This is a genomic window from Nocardia sp. CA-129566 (assembly GCF_050956075.1).
GTDB lineage: Bacteria > Actinomycetota > Actinomycetes > Mycobacteriales > Mycobacteriaceae > Nocardia.
This window is the reverse complement of sequence record NZ_CP192085.1, coordinates 5,312,615-5,326,612: the sequence shown is the minus strand read 5'-3', so window position 1 is coordinate 5,326,612 and position 13,998 is coordinate 5,312,615. Positions and strand designations below refer to the sequence as shown.

Annotated in this window: 1 protein-coding gene; it reads left to right on the top strand. The window is 67.1% G+C overall.

All coding sequences use genetic code 11. From position 1 onward, the window contains the following. The first annotated feature begins 126 nt into the window (after positions 1-126). The gene (locus ACQP0C_RS22940; protein WP_433722923.1) at positions 127-13,803 is read left to right on the top strand and encodes an amino acid adenylation domain-containing protein; all 13,677 of its coding nucleotides are present in this window, start codon (positions 127-129) and stop codon (positions 13,801-13,803) included. The last annotated feature ends 195 nt before the right edge of the window (positions 13,804-13,998 follow it).

Sequence of the window (13,998 nt, the reverse complement as noted above, 5' to 3'; positions counted from 1 at the left end):
TGGCCATCCGCTACATCCGGTGCTCCGAATCAATGGGCGTGGATCACGTCCTACGGCTGGCGCATGCGCGCCTGCGGTGGCGGTGCTCGGGGAGATGCGCATCAACAGCGGCAGAAGGAGTGATTGATGAGTTCATTGGCCACGGATCGCGTCGACCAATGCTCTTCTGGTGAATTCTCGGCACAACCATTCGCACTGTCGCCTGCGCAAACAGCCTTGTGGTACGCCCAACGGATTCGCCCCGACGTTCCGCTTACCATCGCCCAGTATGTCGAGATCCACGGGGACCTGGATGTCGGCCGTCTGCTTTATTCGATCGAACGGTTCGGCGCCGAAACGCAGGTCGGACATGTACGCCTGGTGGAGATCGACGGCGTCCCGCATCAGGTGATCGACCACACCTTCCGCCCGGGCTGGGCCCGGATCGATCTGCGCGACGAGCCTGATCCACACGCTGCCGCGATGCGCTGGATGAACGAGCATGCCAGCTCGCCGATCGATCTCGAGAACGACCCGCTGACCACGAACATAGTGCTGCGGACCGGCGACACGGACTACATCTGGTACGCGCGTGCCCATCACATCGTGATCGACGGCTACGGCGCGATGAACGCACTCACCCGCACGGCCGAGATCTATACGGCGGTGGAGAACCGCACCGAACCGGCCAGCTCTCGCGCGACGCCGCTGGCCACTATCTATGCGGACGAATCCACCTATCGTGATTCCAGCCGGTTCCGCAACGACCGTGACTACTGGCTCGAGCAATTGGCGGACGCGGGTGGGCCGATGTCGTTGTCCAGTGTGAACGGCCTGACCGCCGCCCCCGACGCGGGGCGGCGTCGTGCTTGCGCGGTCTTGGACGAACGCGGCGAGGCGGCCATGACCGCGGCGACGGCCGCGCTCGAGACCCACAGCTCGACCATGTTCGCCGCGGCACTGGCCTGCTATGTGCGGTCGGTGACCGGCAATCCGGATGTGGTGCTGAGCCTGCCGGTTTCGGCGCGGACCACGGTCGCGCTGCGCCGTTCGGCCGGCGTGGTCTCCAATGTGGTGCCGATCCGGCTGCGGTTCGATGCCGAAACCACCGTCCGCGATGTGGTGCGCAACGCGGAATTGCAGATCACCGGCGCGCTGCGGCATCAGCGCTACCGCCATGACGACATCCGCCGCGACTGCGGCTACTCCCGCGACGCGCGCGGCTTCTTCGGCCCGATGGTCAACATCATGCTGTTCCATGACGAGCTGAAATTCGGCAGTCTGCTCGGCTCGCTGCACGTGCTCGCCACCGGCCCGGTCGAGGACCTCTCGATCAATCTGTACAACGGCGAGGGCGGCCGCATCCACATCGACTTCGAGGCCAACCCGCGGCTCTACACCGATACCGAGGTCACGGCGCACCACGCCCGGTTCCTGGACTTCCTGACCCGATTCCTCGCCGCCGACCTCGACACCAACGTCGAAGGCCTCGCCGCGATCACCGACGACGAGCGCGAGCGCGTACTACGCACCTGGAACGACACCGAGACGGCACTGCATCAGGGCACCCTGTCCGGTCTGTTCACCGATCGCGCGATGATCTGCCCGGATGCGGTCGCGCTCGAATTCGCCGAGGAGACACTGACTTACCGCGAACTCGACGAGCGGGCCAACCGGCTGGCCCGCCTGCTGATCGCCCGCGGGGCGGGCCCGGACACAGTGGTCGCCTTGTGCCTGCGACGCAGCATCGAACTCGTCGTCGGCATGTACGCGGTCATCAAGGCCGGTGCGGCCTACCTGCCCCTCGATACGGAGAACCCCGCCGAACGGATCGACCAGATCCTCGAGCAGGCCGAACCCGTGTGCGTATTGATCGCGGCCCGCGACGAACTCACGCTCCCGGAGCGCGCGGCCGTGCTGGCCATCGACACCGCCGACCTGTCGGAAGTCGACGCCGCCCCGATCACCGACAGCGATCGCCGCACCCCGCTTCGCGCCGACCATCTCGCCTACGTCATCTTCACCTCCGGCTCGACCGGAAAACCCAAGGGCGTCGCTGTAACCCACACCGCGATCGTCAACCGGCTGCGCTGGATGCAGCACGAATACCCCCTCGACGACACCGACGCCGTCCTGCAGAAGACCCCGGCCACCTTCGATGTCTCGGTCTGGGAATTCTTCTGGCCCTTGCAGATCGGCGCGCGACTGGTCATCGCCGAACCCGACGGGCACCGTGATCCGGCCTACCTGGCCCGGATCATCAGCGAAAAGTCCATCACCACGGCGCATTTCGTGCCGTCCATGCTGTCGGTGTTCGTCACCGACACCGATGTGCGCGATTGCGCCGGTCTGCGCCGGGTGTTCTGCAGCGGTGAAGCCTTGCCCGCGGCCACCGTTCGCGATTTCAGCGCCGCCCTGCACGGACCGGAACTGCACAATCTGTACGGACCGACCGAAGCCGCCGTCGACGTCACCTACTGGCCGTGCCCGGCCGAACCGGCCACCGTGCCCATCGGATCTCCGGTGTGGAACACCCAGACCTACGTCCTCGACTCGCTCCTGCGCCCGGTGCCGCCGGGGGTAGTGGGGGAGCTGTATCTTGCGGGCGTCCAACTGGCGCGCGGGTATCTCGGCCAATCCCAGCTCACCGCGGACCGTTTCGTGGCCAACCCGTTCACTCCCGGCGCTCGCATGTACCGCACCGGCGACTTGGCCCGCTGGCAGGGCGATCCGGATCTCGGCCGACACGAGGGTGATGCGGACCGCGGCGTGCTCGAATACCTGGGCCGCAGCGATTTCCAGGTCAAGATTCGTGGCCTGCGCATCGAACTCGGTGAGATCGAGGCGGCATTGCTGGCCGACGAGCGGGTCGCGCGCGCGGTGTGCGTGGCGCACGCCAGCCGAACCGGCGACGAGCTCGCCGCCTATGTTGTTGCCGCCCCGGCATTTACGGCGGACCTGGATACCACCACACTGCAGAATGCGTTGCGCCGTACCCTGCCCAGCTACATGGTTCCCGCCTCGCTGATGGTCCTCGATGAACTACCGCTCAGTGCCAACGGCAAGATCGACCGCAAGGCCCTGCCCGAACCCGTCATCGCCCGCCCGGTCGGGCCGGTCACCGCCGAACCGCGCAGCGAGGTGGAGCGGGTACTGGCCGGCATCTTCAGCGAAGTCCTGTGCGTCGACGAAATCGGTGTCGAGGACGGCTTTTTCGACCTGGGCGGCAATTCGCTCATCGCCGCACGCGCGGTGGCGCGGATCAACGCCACGCTCGGCGCCGGGCTGGCCATCCGCGACCTGTTCGAGGCATCGACCATCGCCGCGCTCAGTGAGCGCTTCGCCACACACAACCCGGACGCGTCCTCCCCGAAACTGGTCCCCGCCGAACGGCCGCGACGGATTCCGCTGTCGATGGCCCAGCAGCGGCTGTGGATCCTCAACCGTTTCGCCGAACACGCCGCCGCATACAACATGCCGCTGGCCGTCGAAATCGACGGGCCGATCGATCTCGTGGCGTTGCGGGCCGGGCTCGTCGATGTGATCGAACGCCACGAATCCCTGCGCACCACGTTTCCGGACGGGGCGGACGGCCCCTGCCAGCTGATACATCCTGCTACCGAGATTCCGCTGACCCTGGACCCGATCGACGCCATCGGCGCCGATGTGCGCGAACTCGCCGAGGAATTCGCCGGCTACGGTTTCGACCTGCGCAGCCAGGCCCCGATTCGGGTCGCGCTGTGGACCACTGCACCGGATCGGCACGTTTTCCTCATTGTGCTGCACCACATCTGCGGTGACGGCTGGTCGGTGGCGCCATTGGCCAGGGACCTGATGTTCGCCGTCACCGCGCGCGCGGAGGGCAGCACACCGGACTGGACGCCGCTGCCGGTGCAGTACGCCGATTTCGCACTGTGGCAACGGGAACTGCTGGGTGACGAAGCCGATCCGGCCAGTGCGCTGAGCCGTCAGCTCGCCTACTGGCGCTCGGCCCTGCGCGGTCTGCCCGACCAGCTCGACCTGCCGCTGGATCGTCCGCGCGCACTGCGCCGCTCGACCACCGGCGGCCGGGTCGCGTTCACCATCGCCCCCGAGATCCGGCGCGCCGCTGGTGAACTCGCCGCCAGCCGGGGCGTCAGCATGTTCATGGTGCTGCACGCGACACTGGCCACCCTGCTGGCGCGGCTGTGCGCGAGCACCGATGTCACCATCGGCACCCCGATCGCGGGTCGCTCCGATCCGGCGCTCGATGACCTGGTCGGCATGTTCGTCAATACTCTGGTGTTGCGGACCGAGGTCGACCCGGCAGCCGGATTCGACCAGATGCTCGACGTGGTCCGCGAAACCGATCTCAACGCCTTCGCCAATGCGGATGTGCCGTTCGAGCGGCTGGTCGAGCTCGTCAACCCGGAGCGTTCGGCCGCCAGGCACCCGCTGTTCCAGGTGATGTTGTCCTACGATCACGCACCCGATCTGAGCATCAATCTGCCCGGCGTGCAGGCGCGGGTGCTGCCGATCGCCGCCGATATCGCCAAATTCGATCTGCAGCTGGAGGTGCACGACGGCCTGTCCGACGGCCCGCTGCACGCCGAATTCGGCTATGCCACTGATGTTTTCGACCAGCGCACGATCGAATCGTTTGCCCATCGCTTCATCGCCGTACTCGGTGCCGTTGTCGCCGCGCCGAATATGCCGGTCGGTGATCTGGACATCCTGGACCGGCGCGAGACCGCGAAGCTGGTGCCGATCGCCGGCGCACCCGGCGAACCGTCGATCACACTGGCGCGGTTGCTCACCGACACCGCCGAGCGGGTGCCCGATGCCATCGCCGTGCGTTACAAGGACACCGACACCAGCTACCGCGAACTCGACGAGATGTCGAATCGCCTGGCGCGCACCCTGATCGAACACGGCGCCGGACCCGAGGTCGTGGTGGCGATCGCGCTACCGCGCAGCCTGGACTCGATCGCGGCCATCTGGGCGGTCGCGAAAACCGGTGCGGCGTATGTGCCGATCGATCCGAGCTACCCGGCCGAGCGGATCGGGCATATGATCGTCGATTCCGGCGCCATGCTCGGACTCACTGTGCCGAATTGCCTGGCCGCCATGCCCGCCTGGCCCGCCGCCCGCGGCAAACACCGCAAGCACTATGTCGACTGGCTGGTGCTCGGCTCCGACGAGCTGGCCACCGAATCCGTCCGTTACGGCACCGATCCGGTCACCGACGTGGATCGGCACTACCCGCTGCGCACCGCACATCCGGCCTACCTGATCTACACCTCGGGCTCCACTGGAAAGCCGAAGGCGGTCATCGTCACCCACGCCGGTATCGCCTCGCTCGCCAACGAGCAGATGCACCTGTTCGGCGTGACGGATTCGGCACGGACACTGCACTTCTCCTCGCCCAGTTTCGATGCGTCGGTGTTGGAGATGCTGCTCGGCTTCGCCGCGGGCGCGACCATCGTCGTCGCACCCGCTGGCATGTACGGCGGTGCCGAACTCGCCGAGTTGCTGCGCACGGAGCGGGTCACCCATGCCTTCATCACCCCGGCCGCGCTGGCCACCGTGCCGAACGAGGGACTCGACGAACTCGAGGCCGTCATCGTCGGCGGTGAGGCGTGCTCGGAGGAACTGGTCGAGCGCTGGTCGCGCGGGCATCGCATGCACAACATGTACGGGCCGTCGGAGGCGACCGTTGCCGCCACCGCCAGTGGTCCGATGCATGCGGGCCGTGCCGTACCGCTCGGCATGCCGGTGCGCGGCATGCGGCTGTTCGTACTCGATGGCCGACTGCATCCGGTGCCGCCGGGCACGCCAGGAGAGCTCTACCTGTCCGGTCCCGGTCTGGCGCGCGGCTATCTCGGCCGCTACAGCCTTTCCGCACAAAGCTTTCCGGCCAACCCGCTCGGCCGGCGCGGGGAGCGGATGTACCGCACCGGCGATCTCGTGGTCTCCGATCCGACCGGGCACCTGCGCTTTCTCGGCCGCGCCGACGACCAGATCAAGATTCGCGGCTTCCGCATCGAACTGCGGGAGATCGACCATGTACTTCGCGCGCACCCGGGAGTGCGGCGCGCGCTCACGGTCGTACACACCGACGATGAGGGCGAGACCCGCCTGGTCGCCTACGTGACCGCGGACGAGGTGATCGATGCCGCCGATATCACCGAGACCGCGCGGCAGCGGCTGCCCGGCTATATGGTGCCCGCCTCGATCACCGTACTCGACGAGATGCCGGTGACCCCGTCCGGCAAACTCGACCGAAAGGCCTTGCCCGCACCGGTTTTCGCGGCAGCGGGTACCTCGCGCGCACCGCGCACCGAGCTGGAGCGGCAGGTCGCCACCGTGTTCGGCGATATCCTCGGCCACCCGGTGACCGGCGCCGAGGACAGCTTCTTCGACGTGGGCGGCAATTCGCTGCTCGCCACCCGGCTCGCGGCCAGGCTGTACGAGGAGTTCGATGTCGACCTGCCGGTGCGGCTGATCTTCGAGACGCCGACGGTGGCCGGGATCGCGGCACGCATAACGGAAGCGCCCCGGACGCAACGGATGGCGCTGGCTGTGCATATCCCGCGTCCGGGACGCATTCCATTGTCGCTGCCCCAGCAGCGACTGTGGTTCCTCAATCGATTTTCACCCGAATCGAGTGCGTACAACATCGCATTCGTCATTCGAATCGACGGCGATCTGGATGTACCCGCACTGCGCGCGGCACTGACCGACCTGGTGGACCGACATGAGGTGCTGCGCACCGTATTTCCCGAGGACACCGCGGGCGCACAGCAATCGGTACTGCCCACCGCCCGGGCCGTGCCGGTGCTCGATGTGGTGCCGACCGACGAGGGTGCCGCCGAACAGGCGTTGCGGGCATTCGCGCGCACCGGATTCGATCTCACCAAGGACCTCCCGCTGCGGATCACCTTGCTGCGCACCGAAACTCGGCGGCACCTGCTCGGCATCGTGCTGCACCACATCGCCGCCGACGGCTGGTCGCTCGGGCCATTGACCAAGGATCTGGCGGCCGCCTATATGGCCAGACACGAGGGCGGTATACCCGCCTGGACACCACTCCCGGTGCAGTACGCCGACTTCGGGCTGTGGCAGCGCGCCTACCTGGGCGACGAGGCCGATCCGCGGAGCCTCGCGAGCGAACAGCTCGCGTACTGGCGCACCGTGCTGGCGGATCTGCCCGACGAACTGCCGCTGCCCTACGACCGGCCGCGTCCGGCCCAGCCGACACAGCAGGCGGGCACCGTGCGCTTCGGTGTGCCCGAGCCGGTGCAGCAGGCCCTCGCCGAACTTGCCCGCAAACAGGGCGTCAGTGCGTTCATGGTGCTGCGTTCGGCGCTCGCGGTCTTGCTGCGCTTCGTTACCGGCGGTCGCGATATCGTGATCGGCACGCCGGTCGCGGGCCGCAACGACACCAAGCTCGACGAGTTGGTCGGCATGTTCGTCAACACGCTGGTATTGCGTTCGGACGTCGATCCGGACATTTCGTTCGCGACGCTGTTGCGCGCGGATCGGGATACCGAGCTGGCCGCCATGGCGCACGGCGATATTCCGTTCGAGCGCATCGTCAAGGAACTGGGCCGCGGCGTCCGTGATGGCAGTCGCCATCCGCTGTTCCAGGTGGCGCTGACGGTGCAGGACGCGCCGGTGCCGTCGCTCGAACTGCCCGGCCTGGCACTGCGCGCCGAGGAACTGGATATCGCGCTGGCGAAATTCGACCTGGAGTTGCGGGTCGCGGCGATGTCCCGCGACACCGGTTCGGGCGAGGCTTGGCGTGCGTTCGAATTCGTCTACGCTGCAGAGCTATTCGATGCCGCAACGATCGAGACGCTGGCCGATCGGTTCCTGGCGGTGCTGGCGGCCATTTCCGGTACGCCACGGGTGCTGGTCCGAGATATCGACGCGCGCACCGAATTCGAGCGACGCATGCTCACCCCGGCCACCGGCACACCGACCACCCCGCAGCACACGCTGGCCGCGTACTTCACCGCCACCGCGCATGCGCACGCGCACCGCGTGGCCATCCGCTCGGGCGACACCACGCTGACCTACGCCGAGACCGACCGGCGCTCGAATCGCCTGGCGCGGGCGCTGATCGAACGCGGTGTCGGTCCGGGGGACCGGATAGCGCTCGGCCTGACGCGCTCGATCGAATCGGTCGTCACGATGCTCGCCGTGGCCAAATCCGGTGCGGCGTTCGTGCCGGTCGATCCGAACTACCCGGTCGACCGGGTGCGGCACATGTTGCTGGACTCCGTCTGCCGGGTCGGTATCACGGTGTCCGCACATGCCGATCGGCTGCGCGCTGCGGACGGGCCGGTCACCGACTGGCTGCTGCTGGATGATCCCGAATTCGCCGATGAGCTGGCCGAACTCGACGACAGCCGGATCGACGACCGCGAACTGCTGCGCAAAGTCGAAATCGCCGATCTGGCCTATGTGATCTATACCTCGGGCTCGACCGGAAAGCCGAAGGGCGTGGCCGTCACACACAGCGGCCTGTCGAATTTCGGTGACGAGGTCCGCGAGCGCATGGTGATCGACGAGAATTCGCGCACGCTGCACTTCTCCTCACCGAGCTTCGACGCGGCCATCTGCGACCTGCTGCTCGCGATCGGATCCGGTGCGTCCATGGTGATCTGCCCGCCGGATATCTACGGCGGCGACGAACTGGCCGAGCTGATCGAGCGCGAACGCGTCACCCACACGTTCATCACCCCGGCCGCGCTGTCCACCATTGATCGGGAACGGTGGTCACTGCCGAGCCTGCGCGCACTGATGGTGGGTGGCGAGCCCGTCGGTGCCGAGTTGGTGGCCCGCTGGGCGCCGGGACGGCAGATGCACAACGCTTACGGGCCGACCGAGACCACCATCATCATCACGATCTCCGATCCAATGGCGGTCGGCAAGCCGATCACCATCGGCACCCTGGTGCGCGGTGCGCGGGCGCTGGTCCTCGACGAGCGGATGCGCCCGGTTCCGGTCGGCGTGCCCGGCGATCTGTACCTCGGTGGATTCGGTATCACGCGTGGGTATCTCGACCGGTTCGAGCTCACCGCGACGCGGTTCGTCGCGGACCCCTACGGTCCCGCGGGTTCGCGGATGTACCGCAGCGGTGACGTGGTGCGCTGGAATGCCGCGGGCGAAATCGTCTACCTCGGGCGCAGCGACCATCAGGTGAAGGTGCGCGGCTTCCGAATCGAACTCGGCGAGATCACCAGTGTGCTCGTCGACCATCGAGATGTGCGGTTCGCGCACACCGAGGTGCGCCACATCGCGGGTGCGGACCGGATCGTCTCGTTCATTCAGCCCGCCGACGAAACGGGCACACCGGATACCGACGCGGTGCGCGCCCATGTTGCCGAAAAACTGCCCGCGCATATGGTTCCGGCCAGTATTACTGTGCTGGACGGGATTCCGCTGACCCCGACCGGCAAGTTGGATATCGCCGCACTTCCGGAACCACAGTTGATAGCGCGCGCCGCGCTGCGCGCACCCGAAACCGCCTCCGAGCGACTGGTCGCCGAGGTGATGGGCGAATTGCTCGGTCTCGAAACCGTTAGCGCCGACGAGAGCTTCTTCGATATCGGCGGAAACTCGCTGCTGGCAACACAACTCGTGACCCGCTTGGCCGCGGCGGCGAATACTCGGCTCGAGGTGCGCACGGTCTTCGCGGCGCCGACGGTTGCCGAGCTCGCGGCGGTGCTCGATTCCGGACCCGGTGCGAATACCGGGCTGGAACTGGTGCGCCGCGAGCGGCCGGAGCGGATTCCATTGTCGGCTGCCCAGTACCGGCTGTGGTTCCTGAACCGGTTCAACGAGATCGGTGCCGATGCCAGCTCTACCGCTGGTGCGTACAACGTTCCGGTCGTGCTGCGCCTGCACGGCGAACTCAATGTCGATGCGCTGGTGCGGGCGCTGCACGCGGTACAACGGCGGCACGAAACGCTGCGCACGGTGTTCCCCGAGATCGATGGGGCACCCGTGCAGCAGGTGCTCGATCCCGCCGACGCCGAGGTGGCGGTGTACGCCGTGACGATGCCGCCCGCGGAAGTTCCCGGCGCTGTCCAGGATTTCGCTATGCCGGGATTCGACCTGGCGACGACCGTGCCGATCCGCGCCGCGTTGATCACGGTCGATACAGCAGGAGCCGTCGACGCGCCGCCAGCGGCGTCGAGCGAGCACATCCTGGTCTTGGTCGTGCACCACATCGCCATCGACGGCTGGTCGCTGGAACCACTGGCCGCCGACGTGGCCGCCGCATATCGAGCGGCGTGTGGGGACAAGACCCCCGACTGGCCGGAATCGGAGGTCCAGTACGCGGATTACACACTGTGGCACCAGGACACGCTCGGCAGCGAGAACGAGCCGGATTCGGTGGTGAACCGCCAGCTCGACTACTGGCGGCGCACCCTGGACGGGATTCCGGAGCTGCTGAGCCTGCCCGCGGACCGGCCCCGTCCGCCCACACCGACCTACTGCGGTGGCACCGTCGAATGTGCCATCGGCCCGTTCGTCCATCGCGAACTGCACAAGATCGCCACCGGCCATAACGTCAGCATGTTCATGGTGCTGCACGCCGCGCTCGCGGTGCTGCTGCATCGAATGACCGCGACCGATGACATCGTGGTCGGCACCCCGATCGCCGGGCGCGGCCATCCCGCGCTGGATCGGATGGTCGGCATGTTCGTGAACACGCTGGTGCTGCGCACCCGGATCGATCCCGACGCCAGGTTCACCGATCTGCTGCACACCGTGCGCGATACCGATCTGGACGCGTTTTCGCACGCAGACCTGCCGTTCGAACGCCTCGTCGAGGTGCTGAATCCGGTTCGCTCGCAGGCCCATCACCCGATGTTCCAGGTGATGCTGTCGGTGCAGAACCATCCGGTGCGGGTGGTGGATCTGCCCGGGCTGCGAATCGAGGCGGAGGATGTCGATACCGGTATCGCGAAGTTCGATCTGCAGTTCACCCTGACCGAATCCCACACCGACACAAAGGAACCGGCCGGGATCACGCTGGCGGTCAATTACGCGAGCGATCTGTTCGACGAGCAGACCGCCGAGTGGCTCGGTACCCGACTGGTCCGGCTGCTCACCGCCATCGCCGTGAATCCGACCACCGCGGTGGGGGATCTGGAACTGCTCGATCCCGCCGAATGGTCCGGGCTGGCCCCGGTGTGCGGCGCGCGCGCGGACCGGCCGATCACCTTCCCGGAGCTGTTCGAGACCGCGGTGAATGTCGACCGCGAGGCCATCGCATTGCGCTCGGAAGACACCCAGGTGAGCTACGACGCGCTCGACCGGTGGACCAACCGGCTGGCGCGGGTGCTCATCGAACGTGGAGTCGGTCCGGAAACGCTGGTGGCGCTGGGTATTCCGCGTTCGGTCGAGTCGGTCGCGACCATGCTCGCAGTGGCCAAGGCGGGTGCGGCGTTCGTACCGGTCGATCCGATGTACCCCGCGGGGCGGATAAGTCATATGCTCACCGATTCCGGTGTGGCGCTGGGAATCACGCTTTTCGAACACCGCGATCAGCTCGGGCCTCTTTTCGGGCACGGCGATGCCGAGTGGATCGTGCTCGACGACGACGAATTCCGCCGTCGGGTGCTGGACGCATCCGATGACCGGATCGGGTCGGGAGAGCGGACCGCGCTGTTGCGATTGGACAATCCGGCGTACGTCATTTACACCTCCGGTTCTACCGGCACGCCCAAGGGGGTAGTGGTCACCCACGGTGGGTTGTCGAACTTCGCCGCGGAGACCGCGCAGCGCTTCGACGTCCACCCCGGTTGCCGGGTCCTGCATTTCGCGACGCCGAGCTTCGATGCCGCCATGCTCGACGTGCTGCTCGCACTGGGGGGCGCGGCGACGCTGGTGATCACGCCACCCGGTGTGGTCGGTGGGGCCGAACTGGGCAAGGTGTTCATCGACGAGGGGATCACGCACGCGTTCATCACCACCTCGGCGCTGGGCACGGTCGATCCGACCGGGGTCACCGAGTTTTCGCACGTGCTGGTCGGCGGCGAGGCGGTGCCGCCCGATCTGGTCAGTCGCTGGGCACCGGGGCGCAATCTGTACAACGTGTACGGGCCGACCGAGACCACCATCGTCACGGTGATCTCGCAGCCCATGACACCGGGCGGGCCGATCACCATCGGCGGCCCGATCCGCGGTGTCAACGCGACCATCCTCGACGCGCGCCTGCATCCAGCGCCGGTCGGGGTGGCCGGTGAATTGCATCTGGCGGGTAGTGCTCTGGCACGGGGCTACCTGAACCGACCCGGTCTGACGGCGCAGCGCTTCATCGCGAATCCGTACGGCAAGCCGGGTGAGCGCATGTATCGCACCGGCGATCTCGCGCGCTGGTTCGGCCGCAGCGCCGCCGGGGTCCGCGAGATCGAATACGTCGGCCGCACCGACCATCAGGTGAAGATCCGCGGCTTCCGCATCGAACTCGGCGAGATCGACGCCGCGCTCGCCCAGCATCACGCGGTGGAATTCTCGACCACCATTGGATACCGGACAGTCGCCGGTGCGACGGCGCTGGTGTCCTATGTGAAGGCGCGCAATGGAATCACGTTGAGCGCCGCGGAACTCACCGAGCATGTCGCCGCCCGGGTGCCGAATTACATGGTGCCGCAATCGATCATGCTGATCGACGAGATACCGCTCAGCCCGGTCGGCAAACTCGACCGAAACGCACTGCCGGAACCGGTCTTCAGTGCGAGCGAGGGCTACCGGGCGCCGACCACTCCGACCGAGGAGCAGCTGTGCGCCGCCTTCGCGACGGTGCTCGGTGTCGAAACGGTGGGTGTCGACGACGGGTTCTTCGAACTCGGCGGCAACTCACTGCTGGCTACGAAGGTAGTGGCGCAGCTGCGCGCCAACGGGATCGACATCCCGGTGCAGCTGATGTTCGGCGACTCCACTCCGGCCGCCATCGCGGCTCGGCTGGACGGCACCGGCGCCACGGGCGCGGCGATCGCCGCGACGCTGGAGCCGGTGCTGCCGATCCGTGCCCGCGCCGCCGCGAGCCGGGCCCCGCTGTTCTGCATCCATCCCGCGATCGGGCTGGCCTGGTGCTACTCGGGTCTGCTCGCGCATCTCGCACCGGACCGCCCAGTGTATGGACTTCAGGCGCCGCATGTCGCGGGCGAGGACGGGTTCGATTCGATCGGCGAGGCCGCGGAAAACTATGTGGCGCATATCAAGTCGATCCAGCCGCAGGGGCCCTACCACCTGCTCGGCTGGTCGCTGGGCGGCCTGATCGCGCACGAGGTCGCGATCCAGCTGCAGCAGGCCGGTGACGAGGTCGCGCTGCTGTCGATGATGGACAGCTACCAGCTCAGCGATGAATGGCTCGAGCACGCGATCCCGTCCGTCGCCGAGATCATCGGCGAATTCGGCAGCGACGCACTGGGTGGCGACGTGGAGTTCGACCAGCGTATGAGCCTGCGCGACGCCGCGGAACTGCTGCGGTCGCGCCCCGGCCCGTTCGCCGCACTGACGGTCGAACACCTGGAGCGCCTCTACGCGGGCTATGCCAACGGCACCGTCCTCGCCCACGGCTTCCGCCCCCGCACCTTCAATGGCGACCTGCTGTTCTTCACCGCGGGCGATGATGAAATCAACCGCACCGACCCCACCCGGTGCGCCGCCGCCTGGCAGCCCTTTGTCACCGGCACCATCCACAATCACGACCTGCGCTGCAAGCATTCGGCCATGACGACACCGGAGTCACTCGCCGTCATCGGTCCCGTGCTGAACGAACACCTCGAAGCAGCGGCACGTGCGCATGAGGCAAGACAGTGACCGTAGAGCGCGCGACAACCCGCTTGGTCCCCGGTGGTACCACGTGTGAGTGCGGTGGCGTCGTGCAAGGACGCGAGTCGGTCCCGTACACCGGGACCGGTTTCGGCGCGTACGGCAGTGCCCGCCGTCGCGGCGTCATGAATCAGGGGGTGTGGTCGTGCGAGAGCGTTTCGAACAATCCATCGACAGAGCGCC